The sequence below is a fragment of the Lactococcus sp. KTH0-1S genome (genome assembly GCF_052544945.1).
Genome location: NZ_CP195166.1, coordinates 1 through 18,158, shown reverse-complemented (window position 1 = coordinate 18,158; position 18,158 = coordinate 1). Strand labels below are relative to the sequence as shown.

Genomic DNA, 18,158 nt, shown 5'->3' with positions numbered 1-18,158 from the left:
TGCTAAAATATATTTAAGTTGCAATAAAAAAATATTATAAAAGGCTTTTTAAATGAATGAAGAAGAGTGGAAAAAACAGAAAAAAAAATAAAAACTTGGGAAAAAAAGAACAATTTTTGGGATTTTGTTATTAGAATGATTGCAGCGCTTTTTGGACAAGGGTATTAATGATAAAAATATGAAAAAATTAAAATTAGTAATTGTTTTTGGACTTAGTGTCGTATTATTTAGTGCTGGTTTTACATCTTTCGCAAGTACTGGAAAAACTCACGTAAATGTAAAATCAAAAAAACAACTTTAATAAAACATATCATACAATGATAATATTCCCGATCTAATTAAAATACCTTCAATCAATGAGATTATACACATCAATAGAAAGAGACTACTATGGGATTTGGATTTAACTTTAAGGATTACAATGATCGTTTAACATTCAAAAAATCAACGCTCAAGGATGTAAAACAAACACTAGATGAACGAGATTTTTTAAAAGCCGAAATATCAAAAAAAGAAAAGAAGTTAGTTAAAAAGTAATAGAACAATATGGATTTGGGCACCCACTTGCTATGCCCGCGAGAGCAAAACTCTCCCCAAAGTGGGTTTTTAGAAATTAAAAAATAAATGGGTTGGCAAAAAATGACTAAATTTTGAAGTAGCTTTACAAACTCATATTTTTCATTTTAAGAAGCCTTACGTAGTTTATCGTAAGTAACATTCAAAACGGATAAAAACATCACACTGAGCCTAATATAAGTACTTCCAGGGTATTCCAACGAATACTTCCGTTTTTTCAAGACTGTCGTATGATTTTTTGTAATAAGGAATACCCACGGAGCAACAAACAATTACAGGAGGAATGACGATTGAAATATTTTGTGACCGCTTTATCTCCATCAAAAAATATGGGGACAATGAATTGGCAAACGATGATATTGGGTGATTATTGTGTCAATGATTCTTACTGGGAGAATGCAAAAAGAGAATTATCTGAAGAAGTTCAATGGGTGACCCAAAGTGATCTTTATAAAAAGATAAAGCGGAATCATGATTCGAACGATGAGATTATATTATCAAAACCAGTAAGTATCATTTTAGAAACGGTAAAATCAGATTTTCCGCATGCCAATGTATGGGTTTATCAGTAAAAAAATATTATGAAAGCAAAGTATAAGCTTGATTATTGCCTCTTTTTAAGCATTGGACAATCCTTTAAAAGACTATATTATGAGGTTTTTCTAATTTCTCCATTTTATATAAAGCTGTAGTTGAGCGATTTGAAACACTTTACAAACACTATAAATGAGAAAAAATCTGATTTCTCTCTAAAACAAGTCGTACTATGACTTACATCAACTTTTGGGGACAGTTTCCCTTATGCTCTTGGATAAAAAATAGGAAAATAAAATGAGAAACGTTTTGATAATTATGAGAACATTATCATAACTATCAAATTATCTTATGAATCTGATATAGATTATTGACAAACGTATTTGGTTTTAAGATAATAAAATGGTATAACGAAGTTTGGATGTGCAGTATATCGTCCTGCTAATAAAAAGATAGGTTTATCACATTCCTGTCTTTTTATTTTTATTTAAAGTAAGTTTTTGGCGACAGTAATATGATTAGTTATCATAATATCTGATTAAAAATGGTTATAAGGACCTTCTCTTTGAAATATAACGTTGTTCAAGGGTGTAAGTTTGACAAAAAAAAGAAGATGTGATAAATTTTACTTAACGTATGAATTGGTTTGCGCATCATAGTGCTACCAGAAATAGAGCCTTGCCGGGCTCTATTTTTTTATAAAAAAATACCAGGTATTGCCGTATCTGGTATAAAAGCTTAATGGCATTTTTTGTGTTTCTTACTAGACCTTTTATCGCTAAGCCAAGCTTTAAAAGACTCTGTCAGTGTACTGACAGCAAGAGCAGAAACAAACTGTATGAATTGATTCATGGTGCTACCTCTTTTCTTTTTTTTAGGATAGGCTTTAACGCCAATATTGATTATATCGTACGGTTTTTATCTGATAACAAGAAGTTAGTGCTGAAATGGCCGTGTTTTCTATTTTAAGGACTTTTTTATTTGTTTTTGATCCCCATTCTAAGCAGAATTTCTAAAGTGTCTTAGATGTCGATTTAAGAGCTTGTAACAGGTTATAAAAAACGTTATAATAGAATTATTATAATAACAGTTATTTTCGTGCATGACCGTAAGCATAGCTCCGAGCAAAGCGTAAGGAGTGAGCGTTGGGAATGCACGAACACCCCGAAAAGCTAATGAGGGGGTGTACAAGTGATACAACTTTAACTATCCTAGTGATAGAAAGGGTGTAGCTTGTGTCACTTGTTATACTAAGTAGTGAAATTAAATTAGAGAATGAAAAGGACTAAAATGCCCTCTTTTTGTTTCACGTGAGAATAAAAGTTGTTAAAACTTAGTAGATATCAAAAGTAAACTCACTTAAAAAAATGCTAGATAAAATTTATAGAAGCCATAAATCAGCATGTTTAATTAAAGGAATCACAATCCAAAGTATCCGCAAAATATTTGCCTACGTAGTTCTTTTTGACAATAATGTTTCTTTTTTTATCAAGGAGTACAAGAGCAATAAGGGATATAGGAAGAAAGAATTATTTATTATTTAATAATTGAAGCGATGAGGTAAATGTAGTATAATAACCTTGGCGGTAAGCGCTTACAAATCTTGGTTTATACCAGGAGGAAATCATGGAAAAAACTTGCTATATCTAGTGGAATAGCATTACTTTTATCAGGAGCTTTAGCCCCTAGCCTTATTGTTAAAGCTGATACAACTGAACAAAAAAGTTCACCTGTGGAAGTTCAAAATGATTCAAACTTATCTGCTGAGTTTGATTTATCTAAGTTACCTCTTAATGGGGAAACTAAATCAGTTACAGATTCACAAGGTAATGCAACATATTTCAAAGTTGAATCTGGTTCAAATCCTATGGCTCGTATTTCAAATGGTTCTCATAAGGTCACTGTTTGGGATGCAGCTTGGCATGTTTCATTTTATATAACAACCAGTGGTAATAAAATTACAAGCGCACGGGATTTAAATTATACGATTGTTGGAGCACAAGTTAATTTGGCATCCTTGCGTGTTGATAATAGCAAACGTGCAAGTGCTCATTTTTCATTTACAACTCCAATATGGAATGTAATATCTTGGACTGGGTGGTTTAGAGCTACAATAAATTCGTCAAATAATCTTGTAGTTACAAGAAATTAAAAAACTCTATTATAATAATATAAAGGAGGTTTTTATGAGATTAGTTTCTATTGTTTTTTTGATAACAGTCATTTTAATTGGGCTGGGTATTTATTTCTTGATTAAATTTTTTAAAAATAAAAAATAAAAAATAAAAAAGAGCTTAAAAACTCTTTTTTATTTCTAAAATTTTTCAACAAAACCTTGAGGGAGAACTTATGAAAATAATTTTTTGTAGCTATTTTAAGCCTAATTACATTTTGGGGCAAAAATAATAAAATTTGGTTAGTGCTGTGTTTTAGTTGTCTATGTATATGATTAACTAATATTGTGGACTAATGTCATCAACAACTTGGTTTAATTTGTCAGAGTCTATGTCAGAGTAGATTGAATCATCGAGGGCTCTCATATCAAGCGTTAATTTACGATTTTCTCCTACAATTTTAAGCATGTTATCTTCATAGGGTTTAACAGAGCCACTTTCAATCTTGGTTGCACGTCGAATTAAGTCATAAATATATTCAGCTTAAGCACTTGTAACAGTTGTATAGTGAGGAGTGGTTACCGCTCATAATAAACCTTTTCATGATTTCTCTTAACTTTGTGTCTAGTTTATTATAACCTTTCCAAAAATATAACTCATTTTGTGTCTAATTATTTGCCTTTAGTACAATAGACAAATGTGTTGATTTGTCTAATAGTTTTGAAAGGGTTTTCTTTACAAAAAGTAATGAAAAGTCTATAATCAAGTTAAGAAGGTCGTTTATTTAGTGTCTATACAAAGGAGGCCCATTTATGTATTACAGTAACGGAAATTATGAAGCATTTGCAAAACCTAAAAAACCAAAAAATGTAGAAAATAAATCAGCTTATATTGTTGGTTCAGGTCTTGCTGGATTAGCATCGGCAATTTTTTTAATTAGAGATGGTCAAATGCCCGGAGAAAATATTCATATTTTTGAAGAACTCTCTTTAGCTGGTGGTAGTATGGATGGAATATATAATGAATCACGTGGTTACATCATTCGTGGTGGTCGTGAAATGGAAGCCCATTTTGAAACCCTTTGGGATTTATTCCGTTCAATTCCAACTCTTGAAAATCCAGAAATTTCAGTATTAGATGAGTTTTATTGGTTAAATAAAGAAGACCCAAGTTATTCTAAAACACGTGTAATTGAAAAATGCGGAAAACAATTAGAAAATGACGGAGAATTAACGTTATCTCGTAAAGCTATTGATGAAATGTTAAAACTAGTCTTAACATCAGAAAGTCAATTAGATGATGTTAAAATCAATGAAGTCTTTTCTGATGAATTTTTTGAATCTAACTTTTGGTTATACTGGTCTACAATGTTTGCTTTTGAACCATGGGCAAGTGCGATGGAAATGCGCCGTTACTTACTACGTTTCGTACAGCATGTAGGTACACTAAAAGATATGTCAGCGTTAAAATTTACTGAATTTAATCAATATGAATCTTTAGTAAAACCAATGATCCATTACTTAGAAGGGCATAATGTACATTTCCAATACGATACAGTTGTCGATAATATTATAGTGAACCGTTCGGACAGTCAAAAAACCGCCACAGAAATTCAACTTACTGAATCTGGTCAAACAAAAGTGTTACCTTTGACAATAGATGATTTGGTCATTGTAACTAATGGTTCAATTACTGAAAGTACAACGTATGGAGATACCGAACATCCTGCACCTCAAGAGCATGAAGTAGGACAAAGTTGGCAATTATGGGAAAATATAGCCAAACAAGATAAATCTTTTGGTCGTCCTTGGAAATTTTATCGTAATGTTCCCGTTGCAAATTGGGTAAATTCAACAACTTTAACGTTCTCAGATGATCAAGTTGTTCCATTTTTAGAATCTATTACTGGTAAAGATCCGCATAGTGGTTCTCTAGTAACAAGTGGTCCTATAACAATTCGTGACTCTAATTGGTTATTAGGAATTTCCATTAGTCGTCAGCCTCACTTTGAGCAACAAAAAGACAATGAATTAATTGTTTGGTTGTACGGTCTATTTTCAGATTTACCCGGAAATTATATTCCTAAAAAAATTACTGACTGTACTGGTCGTGAAATATGCGAAGAATTCTTATATCACATTGGAGTTCCTAAAAATAAAATTTCAGAAATTGCAGCAACAGTGAAAGCTGTTCCTACAAACATGCCTTATATTACTTCTTACTTTATGCCTAGAGCAGCTGGAGATCGTCCAAAAGTGGTACCGGATGGTTCAGCTAATCTTGCATTCGTTGGAAACTTTGCTGAAACAGAACGCGATACAGTCTTCACTACTGAATATTCTGTTCGTACAGCCATGGAAGCTGTTTATCAATTACTAGATGTAGACCGTGGAATTCCAGAAGTATTTGATTCTTCTTTTGATATGCGCATGATTCTAAATGCTATCTATTATCTTAATGATAAAAAAGGATTACGTGACTTACCTTTAACAAAAGTTGAAAAATTTGGATTAGAAGCATTTCTTAAGAAAATTAAAGGAACATACATTGAAGAAATATTAGTCGATCAACACTTATTATAGGAGGAATAAAGATGAAAAAAGGAAAATTATTATTAGCTACTACTCTTGTTGCAGGAACAGTTCTTGGATATTGTTATAGAGATGAATTATTAAAAATCATTCCTATTAATAAGAAGCCAGTTCCAAAATCTGAAATAAAAAATATCCCAGTCTATATTCGTGAAACAAAAACAAAGGGTGAAGGATTATAAAATTTATTTAGAAATAGATAGTAAAAAAAGCTATAACACATAGACTTACTGTAATTAATTTTTTAATGATTAATTATTGGGTTCTATTTCAAAGTCTCCTGTTAAACTCATTTTAGGATAAGAAATAGTAAAAAGAACTCAAAATGAGTTCTTTTATTTGTTTTTTATTTAAACCTTTTTTTAGCGAGCTTTGCTAATGTAACTGGATATTTATCATATCTTGGAGTACTTTTTACACAAATTTACTTTACCACAAAAATATTATTTATCTATAACGACTCCCTTTGGGAATAAAATTTTTACTAGACCAATCAATAGTGACTCTAAGATTTAAGGATAACATCAGTCTTTGACTCTAAAAACTTGACTTAACGTCAAATCATTAGTATTAATAACTAGTGATTTTCTTTGTGTACTTTTAAGTCTACCCTTAATATTGACTTTATATCTATTATTTTATATCATATATAATAGTTTAACTTGTGATATTAGTAACTATATTTATCTATCTAACACTAATTACGCGTTTCTCTTACGGCGTAACAAAAACAAAGGGGTCATTTTAAATGAACAAAAATCAATTTAAAATTTTTAGAGAAGCAATAAAACAAACCTTTTCTATAAAAAAAATTTTTGAAGAATTATCTACATTGCATATCCAGGAATATCTTTTACTATTTTTAATGACAATAGCACAAGTGATTTCTTTTCTTTTTACAAAAGATGCTTCCGTTTTGGTACTTATATTAAGTATCTCATCTATAATAAATTTAGTATTAGTAGATAGAGGACGAATTACAAACTACTTCTGGGGAAGTATTACAACAACTGCATGGGTTATTATTGCTATTCATACTCGATTAATAGGGGATATAGCAAGCCAAACTTTTTATCTGATAATGCAATTTTTGGGAATATATATTTGGGGAAAAGAACTTAGAGCGACTACAAAACATGAAGTTCAGTCAAAAAAATTAACCACATTTCAAGCTCTTATATATTTTGTTGGTACCATATTGCTATACTTTATGATTGTGATTATTTCAAAAAAATTAGGAGGAGTTCAAATATGGCTTGACGCCGCATTATTTCCTCTTGCAATAGTGGGGCAAATATTAATGACATTTGGCTATCGTAGTCAATGGGTAGCTTGGAATATCATTAATATTATTAATATTATCATCTGGTATAATCAATTTATGGTCAATGGAACGTCTATATCTCTTTCAATGTTAATGCTCCAAATAGTAATGTTTTTAAATTCCATCTATGGAAGTATCATATGGCTTAAAAAATCTAAAAGTTATACGATTTGAAAAAGTAATTATAAAAATACTCAAGTTGAACAAACTAATTTTAAAAACAAATAAAATGTAAACATAGCAGAATTATTGGTAACCGATAATTCTATTTTTTATCGTTTTTAAACAAAAGATAGATGGTTCTGTTGCGAAGTTTGAAAATCAAACGCGCTCTCTGTGAACTCCAAATATCTTAGGCTGTTATTCCCATTAATACCTTGATTTCAGTAGACACCGAAAAGCCGAAGAGCGTTCCATTTCTTCGGTTCTTTTTATATATTTCTCGAAGGGTCTCCATGCCCTTAATCGTGGAAGAGGCTGTACGGAGACTTTGATAAAATTTATTTCGTCGTTTAATAGGTCGATGGTCTTGTTCTATTAAATTGTTAAGATACTTCACAGTTCGGTGCTCTGTCTTAGTATATAAACCCACACTCTGTAACTTTCTAAAGGCGGAGCCAAGAGAAGGTGCTTTATCGGTCACAATTGCTTTCGGCTCACCAAACTGTTTATGGAGTCATTTTAAGAAAGCATAGGCTGCTTGCGTATCCCGTTTCTTTCGTAACCAGATATCTAAGGTTAAGCCGTCCGCATCAATTGCACGATAAAGATAATGCCAACGTCCCTTAATTTTGATATAGGTTTCGTCCATTTTCCATGAATAGAAGGATTGTCTATTTTTCTTCTTCCAAAGATAATAGAGGACTTTGCTGTACTCTTGCACCCAACGATAAATCGTAGTATGACAAACATTTATTCCACGATCATATAACAATTCCTGAACTTCACGATAGTTTAGATTGTAACGCAGGTAGTAACCAACAGCGACAATAATGACGTCTTTTTTGAATTGTTTGCCTTTAAAATGATTCATACCTCTGTCCTCTCTGTCTTTTTTCTCAATTTTACACTAAAATAGATTTTTTGGAAAACTTTGCAACAGAACCCACGTGTCAGTACTTTTGAACAAAAATTAGAATCTCAAATTGAAGTTCTGAAAGAAGCGGGAGCAGAAGAAGTTTTCCAAGAAAAATTTACGGGAACTACGGTTGAACGTCCCCAATTTAATCTAGTACTCAAAAAGTTAGAAAATGGCGATACTTTAATTGTGACAAAGTTAGATCGATTGGCAAGAAATACTCGAGAAGTCTTAGAAATTGTCCAATCGTTATTTAATAGAGGAATTAAGGTTCATATCTTAAATATTGGCCTTATTGATAATACTCCGACAGGACAACTTATTTTTACAATTTTTAGTGCTTTTGCCCAATTTGAGCGAGACCTTATTGTAACCAGGACTCAGGAAGGAAAAAACTTTGCTAAAATTCACGATCCAAGTTTTAAAGAAGGGCGTCCTCAAAAATTTACCGAAGAACAAATTCAATTTGCTCATGAGTTAAAGCAGCAAGGAATGACTTATAAGATGATTGAACGAAAAACTGGAATCAGTATTGCAACTCAAAAAAGAAGGTTTGGTGCAATAAAAAAGTAAAAGTGTTGATTTCTAAATGAATGATCATTAAAAAATATAGTAATATAGCAAGTACATTATGATACACTTATAATAGTAGAAACTTTTTTAAATTCAGCCCCAGATCTTTGAGCGACTATATGTTTAACATAGTAAATGGTGAGAGATTTATTAATCTGCAATCATACAATATCACGAAGAATAAAGTTTTAAAATAATACTGATTAAAAATAAACTAAGTAAGTTGACAAACTAAATAAATAAAAGTATAATTTATTTAACGAAGATTGTTGTGAGTATATTCTCACCATTTAAACCGAGGGCTGGCAAATTCCCTCGGTTTTTTTATTGTTTATTACTATAAAAAACGCCCCTCTGGCAAAGGGACGAATAGTGGATTAAAGGCGCTTATGTCGGTTTTTTAACCAGTCCTTGACCAGCTCAAGGATTACTCCAACCACTATTGGAGCGACAACTGATACGAAGATTGTTATGAGCATAGACTCACCTCCCTTCTAAGGCAATACTGCATCAGAAAGGTGCGCCACTAAGAATTATATCATAAAAAAGGAAATAAATACCCTAGTAGTAGAAGAGAAATATCTTTCAAGAAAACTATTATTTTTCGGAAAGATGCCATTTCTGAAGTGAAAAACATAAAATTTTCATTTTAAAAACTTTCGTAAATTTTTGCTCACTTTTAATAAAAAAACTCCTTCAGTTAGAAAGAGATTTTTTACTAAGTAGATTAAAAACCATTCAATGATTTTTAGGGGTTATTATTATAATGTACCCATTCTACCACTTCAATATTATTTGTCAATAAGAAAAACATCAATAGTTGATGTTTTTCAGAAGTATTTATGAAAAGTTTTTCTGGAATAAGCATAGTTTATCATAATTATATTAACATTCGCTTAATGGAAAGTCAACGAAAAACTAGACACGGAGTTAAGAGAATTTAAGAATTATATTTTTCAAAGTCTTTTGGAGACTTGTAATCAAGACCTGAATGCATCCTTTTTGTACTGTAATAGGTCTCAATATATTTAAATATTTCTTGAGTAGCCTCAGCTCTTGTCTCAAAATGAGCATCATTAATAAGCTCCCTCTTTAGCGTCTTATAAAAAGACTCCATCATTGCATTGTCATAGGGATTTCCTTTACGACTCATGCTAGATTGAGCACCGACTTGACGAAGAGTAGATTGATAACGAGAGCTTGTATATTGACTCCCTTGATCAGTATGGACAATCAAGCCAGGCTGAGGATGTTCTTTCCCACAAGCTTGTAAGAAGCAATCCCTCACCAGTTTATCTTGCATCCGTGAAGACATTGACCAGCCTACAATCTTACGTGAAAAAACGTCGATATTCACGGCTAAGTATAAGGTGCCTTCTTTGGTAGGGATATAGGTCATGTCTCCCAGCCATACTTTATTAGGAGCTGTTGCTTTAAAGACCTGATTAATTAAATTGGGTCTTGAAAGCGAAGCTCCTTTTCTGTTGTAATGTTTATATTTATAACGGCTTCCCTTGGCATAAAGTCCCATCAAGTGCATCAGTTTTCCAACACGTTTCGTGTTGGTCATAATACCAGTATTATGAAGTACCTTGGTAATTCTAACCGCACCATAGCGTCCCTTATGCTCATGAAAGACAGCTTTTATCTTCTCTGAGAGAATTTCTCTCTCCACTTGTTGTTTTGAAGGACGACGATGCATGTATTCATAGAAACCTGAGCGATAAACCTTAAGAACTTTTACTGCATGCTTAATTTTTATCTTCCCATGATGTTTCAAGAGAAATTTAAAACGTTTTACTTGCTTCGCTTCAAGAAGACCCGGAACTTTTTTAGAAGTTCAAGTTCCTCCTGAAGATAACGATTTTCTTTCTCTAACAATTTAATCTTATGTTGGGCATCAGCTAGAGCTGTCCCATTGCCTGGAAAAGCACTTTCTCCATATTCTTCAACTTCTTGAACCCAGCGATAAAGACTATTGGCATGAACCTCAAGCTCTTGGCTGACTTCTTTAACAGAGTAACCCTCTTCAAGAATGAGTTTTACTGCAGAATTTTTAAATTGTTTATCGAATTTTCTTCTTGCCATAATAAACCTTTCCACGATTTCTCTTAAGTTATGAGCTGAATATATATTTTCGGTAAAGTTTCGATTTTTATAAGAGAGAAAATATCATTTCATGTCTAATTATTTAATAGTAGTCCAGTTTTGTAAAAAATGCTTATTTCAAAAAGGCGGCCTATTATTAATACTCGTTCGTAACTTTGAGTTTGGAAGCAAAAGAATATTCTGACATAAAAAAGACCTCCAAATATTAGATTTTTTGTCTAACATTTAGAGATCATAAACAATTTTCAATCAGTGAGTTTTTAATTTATATAATATGATTCATAGTTTACTCTAGTCGTTAAAAATTAAATCAACTAATTAATATATGTACTTATAGATTATCTGTATACTTCTCCTCTAAGGCTCTAGAATTATTTCGCTCACTTATAGCTAAACCTGAAACTTCAGATAAAATTAAAGGGACTCTTTCTATAGTCACTTCAGAAAATTGTAAACCGAACCAACGAATAGGGGTTGCAGTAATCCTTTTAATATGCTCCTTTGTTTGAAGTACAAATCTTTCAAACGAAGGGAGTTGCTGAGCATTAACTAATTTTTCTTCAATAATAACAAATCTAAAATCTCCAACTTCACGATTTGGTGTGATACTATAACGTTGATATTGTCGATGTATACGCCCCGATTCCATTAAATCTGTTACTATGGTACGTAGATAACGGGGCACATCTTGACGCATACGAAAACCTAGGAATAAGGTAACACTTACTATGTAATCAGTCTCAAACATATCAATCTTATATTCTGAAGTATAAGGCTCATCAGTTACTCTGATATTAACAAACCAATAAATTTCTGATCGCTTTGGCTTTTTATCTAAAAGTGAATATAAAATGGAGCGATCAATCCATTCTCCATCAACTCTGCTTGTGAGATAGACAACGTTTGTTTGATAAAGATCATATGATTCATCCTTTCGAAGGATATTGAGTTGATGTTTATAACAATTGATATTTAATGATTTGATATATTTAAAAGTTAACTGGGTCGCTTTATGCCAAATTGCCATTATAAATAAAATTATTGAGGCAAAGACAACAACAATATAACCCCCATGAATAAATTTGACGATTGAAGCAACAAAAAACAGTCCTTCTACTAGAATAAATGTACTAAAAAACAATATAACAAGCATTTTTTTGATCTCTTGATGATGACTTAGATAGAAAGTCAAGAGAGTCGTTGTCATAAGCATCGTTATTGTAATAGCAAGCCCATATGCTGCCTCCATATGAGCTGAAGTTTGGAAGTAAATAACTATAAAACTTGAAGCAATCCATAGTCCTAGGTTAATTGCTGGGATATAAAGTTGTCCTACTGTTTTTCCAGGGTAATATATTTTTAGAAGTGGAAATAATTTTAATCGTATTGCCTCTGAGACTAAAGAAAAAGACCCAGAAATCAAGGCTTGGGAAGCAATAATAGCTGCTAAGGTGGCCAAAATAACTGCAAAAATAATAATATAACCAGGCAAAATAGAGAAAAATGGATTAATAATTCCTAAATTTCTTCCCTGATTTTTAAGAATCCAAGATGCTTGACCACAATAGGACAATAAGATACAAATTTTTACAAACGGCCAACTAATATATATATTCCCTCTTCCAACATGGCCTAGGTCTGAATAAAGTGCCTCAGCTCCAGTTGTTGCAAGAAATATTGAGCCTAAAATAAAAATACCTGATTTATTATCTGGGCTAAAAAGAAAGTGTATAGCATAATAAGGATTAATGGCTTGTAGAATAGAGGGGGTACCGCACAAATTTATAAACCCAAAAAAGCCTAGAAAACTAAACCATATAAGCATAATTGGTCCAAATATCTTACCAACAACAGCTGTACCAAATCGTTGGATTGAAAATAGAAGAGCCAGTATAATTAAAGTTATTAAAATAATTGGAAATTGGCGCGAACCGAATGTAGTTTCGAATGCCGGAATAGTTCTCAACCCCTCAATAGCAGAAGTCACAGTTACTGCAGGAGTTAGTGCTCCATCTGAAAGCAGAGCAGCTCCTCCAATCATTGCAGGAATAATTAACCATTTAGCATATTTACGAACCAATGTAAAAAGTGAAAAAATCCCACCTTCATGGTTATTGTCTGCCCTCAGAGCAATTAACACATATTTTACGGTAGTAATTAAAGTAAGAGTCCATATGATTAATGAGATAGAACCAATGATTGATGCTTTTTCAATATGCTCAATTCCTCCCTGCGACTCTAGAATTGACTGCATTGTATAAAGAGGACTTGTCCCAATATCTCCATATATAATGCCCAATGCAACAATAAAACCTGCACTCGTGGCCTTATTAAATGAACGACTTTTTATCTGATTCATTTGTACTTCTTCAGCTTTCACTTCAAAATTGTATAAATAAGCTACTAAGTTATTGACTACATTTTTTAATAAATTAGTAGTTTATTTATTTGACCTGCTTATTCTATCACTATAATGTTTTTTTGTAAAATATTTTAGAAAGAAAGGTGGTAAATGTATAATATTAGATTATTAGACACAAAATTAGGAGTGTAAAAATTGTTAGAAAGACCCTCCATGTTTTATTCTTTTTATTTAATATAGGTGCTATATTATCTCTGAGAAGTTCTGGAAAATTATAAAATTATCCAAACCTTAGTCTCTCTTTTATTCCCCAATAAGAGAAGTGTTTGTTTCCTTGATGCTATCCTTAAATCTTAGAGTCACTATTGTATAATTTAGACAAAGGATAAAAACATGCAAAAACGCTACTCACAAGAATTTAAAGACACCCTTCTCGACTTCTATCATTCTGGGCAATCCGTCACACAGCTTTCTAAAGAATACGGCGTGGCTCCGGCAACGATTTATAAATGGATCGACCTCTATTCTAAGTCTAATGAAAGCTCAGTCTCTAAAGCTGATTTTCTAGAATTAAAAAGACAGCTGGCTAAAGTTAAGGAAGAACGAGACATCTTAAAAAAAGTATTGACCATATTCGCCGAGAAAAAGATGTGAGTGCTGCGGATATGACTCAAACGATTAAAACTTTAGCACTCAATTTCAGACTCAGTTGCCAACTGCTTGGTGTTCCTGAAGCAAGTTATTATGAGAGAATCAATCGACGGCCATCCAAAACTCAATTAAGAAGACAACACTTGGCACTGAAAATTGACCAACTTTTCAAGGCGAATCGGGGAATCTATGGGGCACCTAAGATTCATCACCTCTTACTCAATCAAGGGGAAAAAGTAGGGATAAAGCTCGTACAAAAATTATGAAACAACTTCAGCTCAAGTCCGTCGTCCTTAAAAAATTTAAACCCGGACACTCCGTAAGTGATGGTATTAACAGAAAGAACCTTATACAAAATGAGCCTAAAAAGATAAATAAGGTTTGGGCAACTGATATTACTTATATTCCTACTCAACAAGGCTGGGTTTATCTCTCAACCATTATGGATCGTTATACTAAAAAAGTCATTGCTTGGGATTTAGGAAAGCGAATGACTGTAGAATTAGTGCAAAGGACTTTGAATAAGGCAATGGAATCACAAAATTATCCAGAAGCTGTGATGCTTCATCCTGACCAAGGAAGTCAGTATACGAGTCATGAGTATGAAGAGACAATAAAAAACTCTGGAATGACTCACTCCTTCAGTCGTAAGGGCTATCCTTATCATAATGCCAGTCTTGAAACTTGGCATGGACATTTAAAAAGAGAGTGGGTCTATCAATTTAAATATAAGAACTTTGAAGAAGCCTATCAGAGTATTTTCTGGTACATCGAAGCCTTTTATAATTCAAAACAAATCCATCAAAGTTTAGGGTATCTTACACCTAATCAATTTGAAAAGGTAAGTGCTTAAAATAAATAGATTAAAATTCTACGTTTGTTACTCTAAAAACTTGACTTAACGTCACTTCAAGAACTTGATGATGAATTGAAAGAGGACAAATAAACTCAAAGATATAAAGATTTATTATAACAGTCGACATCAAATAAGATATTTAAAATAGCTCATAACTTAATCGTTGTGAGCTGGTCATTTATTTTATTCTAAAACTTATTAATATATCTATAAATTGTGGTTCTTGAAACTCCCCAAGAATCCGCAATCGACTTAATTGGAGTACCACTTTCAACTAATGTTTTAAGAAGCTTTATGTCCTGCTCTGAAAATTTTTCAGGTCTTCCTCCCAGCCGTCCTCTTGCACGTGCGGCTTCTCTACCAGCGGCAGAACGTTCTAAAATAAGATTTCTCTCAAATTCCGCAAAAGCCGCAAACAAATGAAACATCAATTGTCCAGTCGAACTTGATTTATCCATTGTAATATTTTCTTGTAGACTATGAAAACTTACCCCTTTATTATTAAGAGAATTAACAATATTAATGAGATCTTCCATATTTCTACCTAATCGATCCAATCGCCAAACAACAATCGTATCCCCAGGACGGGAAAATTCAACTGCGGATTTTAATCCAGGTCTTTCTTTTTTACTTCCTGACATATGGTCAGTAAATATTTTTTCACAATTATATTTTTCAAGGCTATCTTTTTGTAAATCTAAATTTTGAAGTCCAGTTGAAACTCGGGCATATCCAATATTCATTTTTATTCCTCCGCTGATACTATTGTACCATAACTTGAAAGCACCTATATAAATGAACATAGAATAAATTACGGGTTAATGAACATTAAATGTAAATGATTTTGAGAAATTTAATAGGAAAAGAAGAGTGTTCAGAAAATGACCATTTTCTGAACACTATATAAAAAAAGAAAAACAATTATTAACGCTTTTCTTTTTTATGTCTAATTATTTGATAATAGTCCATACGTTTGTTACTCTAAAAACTAGACTTAACGTCACTATATCAATATCAATAATTGGGAAAGAAGTACAAAATTAAAAACCGAAAGTTCTAAACGAATAATCGGTCTTGATGATAATACACTTGATGTTTTACAAAAATGGAAAGAACGACAACAGAAACACTCAAAGATTAAGTTTGTCCTTTCCTATGATGGCAACCCATTTCCAAAACGCTCTTTTGCCTATCAGTTTAAAAAGTACTCTGAAAAGGCAGGTGTACCTTATATCAAGCCTAAAGGCTTACGACACTCTCACGCTTCACTTCTTATCAATGAATGGAATACTACTCCACTCGCTATTCAGAAACGACTGGGACACTCTGATGTGCAGACAACATTAAGTGTTTATAGTCCATTTGTATCCAAATTTTGATAAGGAGATAACGGAAAATTTGTCTAATCTGATAAAATAATAATCAAAAGGAAAATTAACAATGATACCCAAAGAAGAAATATACGATAACTTACAAATCGCAATCAATAACTTTCAAATATTACTTAGGAAGAATGCTTTCAAGAGTGAGGAAAATTTGGAAATTACATTATTGAACAGGTAAAGTGGTTTTATCATGAATGGATTAAGTCAACCAAAATCAACTTTTCGGAATAAATTACATGTTATCATATGGAAATAGGGAAATCTCTTTGTCTGATACAATATCTTCTAAACTATGAATCGAAGCTTCACTTATAAATTCATCATATGAAATTCTATATTTTTCTTTTAGCCAATCCTCGTTAAAGATTGGGGTGATTTCATTCTTAGAAATTATTGAATTGGTCAGATTAACAAGTTGATTTTTACTATTTGAGATATATTCATCTATAAATTGATTTTTCTCTTTCAAATTTTTTACAACAAGTCTTTGAAGCCAAATTTCTAGATAATCATTACTGTAATTTCTATAAATTGGTTTGTGAATTGCATTAATTACACTTAGCTTTTCTTCATAGTCATTTTGTAATTTAGTCACATCACCCGTAGCTAAAATTTCAAAAAAGCCTTTACTCTCGCTATTTGCATACGAGGATAAGATTTTTGATACAAACTTAATCCCAACATCAGTAATTTTGGGGTTCTCATAAATTATATTCATTACTATTGCTAAAATCGCCATTTGGTCAATACTCTCACGTATAAACTTTCGTTTTATTTGCGATTGAAAACGTATCTCAAAATCATTCAATGCACCAACTAATTGTCCACTATTTGGAAAATGAGAAGAGAGTAATTTAATACTTAGTAAATGTTTCTGAAGACTAACAGTATATACTCTATTCTTAATTATTTTTTCAATACTTATTTTTTTCTTTTTTCGATTTCTATTAATTAAATAATTCAATATTTTTTTTGGTTGTTGATATATACAATCCGCCCCTAGCTTAATAACTGGATTGTGACTAATCCAATAAAGTTTATCGGCTTTAACCGCTCCCTCTACCAAATCTGTACTCAATTCAGTTTTAGACTCTCCTAAACTTAATTTATGTCGTCGTAATAATTCTACTAATTCATATTTTATTATTGTTATATCATCAATACTGTTTGTAAAAATCCTATAATCATCACGATATCTAAGTATTTTATAATCATCCACACCCTTTGCCTTTAAAGAGTTAAATAATAGATAATCGATATATCCAAGTAATAATTCTGCAATTAAATCTGAAACTGCGTTCCCTTGAGGTATGCTTACGGTTTCACCGTAATTCATAAATTGAAAGCATTTATCGAGTTCATTACCTAGTAAATTCTTTTGTTTTTTATTTTGCTTTGCTTCCTCTTCCCCATGAAGAGCCCAAGGGATTGAGTGTGTATAAATAGTTCCATAAAAATTCGAAATATCTACTTTCATTAAGTGTTGATAGTTCAACGATAATTTTATTGTTTCTTGTTCCATAGAATTCCAAAAGTTTATTGCCTGTTCCAGTTTACTATCTTGATTTAATATCTCAAATGGTATACTATTACATACAATTTTTCCATCTACCATATGATGAAAGAAATAAAACCTGCGTACTATTTCCTCCCAATTCTCTTCTTTTGTAATCAGATTTACTAAGTCAAGATATATTAAAGGATGAATCAGTGTCATTGGTCTATAAGAAGACTTTGTTTTATTTTTCAAAAAAGTATAGTTTATATTCATATAAGTTGAATAATCAACATTTTTCTTTTTATTATTTGTATCTTTTTCAACTAGAATTTGTTGAGATTTTTCCTTTATTCGTGTATTTTTTAATACCTTGTTTGCATGATTTAGTAAATAGTCAAGATTATAATAAGGTGGTAAGCTACACGAAAAATAATTTACTCTTTTCAAGAAAAATTTTTTTGCTGATTTATTATCAAGAGATAATATTGATTTCTTATTTTCGTTCAT

General features: G+C 31.7%; 14 protein-coding genes and 2 pseudogenes. 9 read left to right on the top strand and 7 right to left on the bottom strand.

The window, feature by feature from the left end:
* Positions 1 to 390 precede the first annotated feature (390 nt).
* The 3 genes from ACRYLU_RS11870 to ACRYLU_RS11860 all read left to right on the top strand — a co-directional run bounded on the left by ACRYLU_RS11870 (position 391) and on the right by ACRYLU_RS11860 (position 3,262).
* Positions 391 to 537, top strand: a complete 147-nt coding sequence (locus tag ACRYLU_RS11870; RefSeq protein WP_017865354.1) for a hypothetical protein — start codon at positions 391 to 393, stop codon at positions 535 to 537.
* Positions 538 to 866: 329 nt separating this feature from the next.
* Positions 867 to 1,148 carry a hypothetical protein gene (locus ACRYLU_RS11865; protein ID WP_011915250.1) on the top strand — a complete coding sequence of 94 codons (282 nt, stop codon included), beginning with the start codon at positions 867 to 869 and terminating at the stop codon, positions 1,146 to 1,148.
* A gap of 1,565 nt (positions 1,149 to 2,713) precedes the next feature.
* On the top strand, positions 2,714 to 3,262 hold the full coding sequence (locus ACRYLU_RS11860) for a DUF5626 family protein (RefSeq protein WP_098403080.1): 549 nt from the start codon (positions 2,714 to 2,716) through the stop codon (positions 3,260 to 3,262).
* A gap of 301 nt (positions 3,263 to 3,563) precedes the next feature.
* Here ACRYLU_RS11860 and ACRYLU_RS11855 read toward each other — a convergent pair whose 3' ends face one another.
* On the bottom strand, positions 3,564 to 3,692 hold the full coding sequence (locus ACRYLU_RS11855) for a hypothetical protein (protein ID WP_255596497.1): 129 nt from the start codon (positions 3,690 to 3,692) through the stop codon (positions 3,564 to 3,566).
* Positions 3,693 to 4,036: 344 nt separating this feature from the next.
* Here ACRYLU_RS11855 and ACRYLU_RS11850 point away from each other — a divergent pair, with 344 nt between their 5' ends.
* The 3 genes from ACRYLU_RS11850 to pnuC all read left to right on the top strand — a co-directional run bounded on the left by ACRYLU_RS11850 (position 4,037) and on the right by pnuC (position 7,313).
* Positions 4,037 to 5,806 (top strand): oleate hydratase, encoded by a 1,770-nt coding sequence (locus ACRYLU_RS11850; RefSeq protein WP_098403081.1) that lies wholly within the window; start codon positions 4,037 to 4,039, stop codon positions 5,804 to 5,806.
* 11 nt (positions 5,807 to 5,817) lie between these two features.
* Positions 5,818 to 5,997 carry a hypothetical protein gene (locus tag ACRYLU_RS11845; protein WP_041168157.1) on the top strand — a complete coding sequence of 60 codons (180 nt, stop codon included), beginning with the start codon at positions 5,818 to 5,820 and terminating at the stop codon, positions 5,995 to 5,997.
* Positions 5,998 to 6,563: 566 nt separating this feature from the next.
* Positions 6,564 to 7,313, top strand: coding sequence for a nicotinamide riboside transporter PnuC (gene pnuC, locus ACRYLU_RS11840; protein WP_011915260.1), 750 nt, complete (start codon positions 6,564 to 6,566; stop codon positions 7,311 to 7,313).
* Between the two features lie 178 nt (positions 7,314 to 7,491).
* On the opposite strand, the pseudogene ACRYLU_RS11835 reads toward pnuC, so the two are convergent.
* A pseudogene (locus tag ACRYLU_RS11835) lies at positions 7,492 to 8,172 on the bottom strand (IS6-like element ISS1N family transposase).
* Positions 8,173 to 8,232: 60 nt separating this feature from the next.
* Between ACRYLU_RS11835 and ACRYLU_RS11830 the strand changes: the two are divergent.
* Complete coding sequence (locus ACRYLU_RS11830) at positions 8,233 to 8,790, top strand: recombinase family protein (RefSeq protein WP_012898744.1); 558 nt, start codon at positions 8,233 to 8,235, stop codon at positions 8,788 to 8,790.
* A gap of 377 nt (positions 8,791 to 9,167) precedes the next feature.
* On the opposite strand, the gene ACRYLU_RS11825 is transcribed toward ACRYLU_RS11830, so the two are convergent.
* The 3 genes from ACRYLU_RS11825 to ACRYLU_RS11815 form a co-directional block, all read right to left on the bottom strand.
* The gene (locus tag ACRYLU_RS11825) at positions 9,168 to 9,269 is read right to left on the bottom strand and encodes a type I toxin-antitoxin system Fst family toxin (RefSeq protein WP_021722009.1); all 102 of its coding nucleotides are present in this window, start codon (positions 9,267 to 9,269) and stop codon (positions 9,168 to 9,170) included.
* A gap of 461 nt (positions 9,270 to 9,730) precedes the next feature.
* A protein-coding gene (locus ACRYLU_RS11820) for an IS3 family transposase (protein WP_098403165.1) occupies positions 9,731 to 10,878 on the bottom strand; the annotation gives its coding sequence in 2 pieces (ribosomal slippage) (positions 9,731 to 10,626 and positions 10,626 to 10,878; 1,149 coding nt in all).
* Between the two features lie 352 nt (positions 10,879 to 11,230).
* Entirely contained in the window at positions 11,231 to 13,258 is a 2,028-nt protein-coding gene (locus tag ACRYLU_RS11815; protein WP_098403166.1) for a KUP/HAK/KT family potassium transporter, read from the bottom strand.
* A 396-nt stretch (positions 13,259 to 13,654) separates the two neighbouring features.
* On the opposite strand from ACRYLU_RS11815, the pseudogene ACRYLU_RS11810 reads away from it, so the two are divergent.
* Positions 13,655 to 14,765 (top strand): annotated as a pseudogene (locus ACRYLU_RS11810) (IS3 family transposase).
* A gap of 191 nt (positions 14,766 to 14,956) precedes the next feature.
* Here ACRYLU_RS11810 and ACRYLU_RS11805 read toward each other — a convergent pair.
* Positions 14,957 to 15,511 carry a recombinase family protein gene (locus ACRYLU_RS11805; RefSeq protein ID WP_012898741.1) on the bottom strand — a complete coding sequence of 185 codons (555 nt, stop codon included), beginning with the start codon at positions 15,509 to 15,511 and terminating at the stop codon, positions 14,957 to 14,959.
* A gap of 264 nt (positions 15,512 to 15,775) precedes the next feature.
* On the opposite strand from ACRYLU_RS11805, the gene ACRYLU_RS11800 reads away from it, so the two are divergent.
* Entirely contained in the window at positions 15,776 to 16,147 is a 372-nt protein-coding gene (locus ACRYLU_RS11800; RefSeq protein WP_445081397.1) for a site-specific integrase, read from the top strand.
* 238 nt (positions 16,148 to 16,385) lie between these two features.
* On the opposite strand, the gene ACRYLU_RS11795 is transcribed toward ACRYLU_RS11800, so the two are convergent.
* Complete coding sequence (locus ACRYLU_RS11795) at positions 16,386 to 18,158, bottom strand: RNA-directed DNA polymerase (RefSeq protein ID WP_445081395.1); 1,773 nt, start codon at positions 18,156 to 18,158, stop codon at positions 16,386 to 16,388.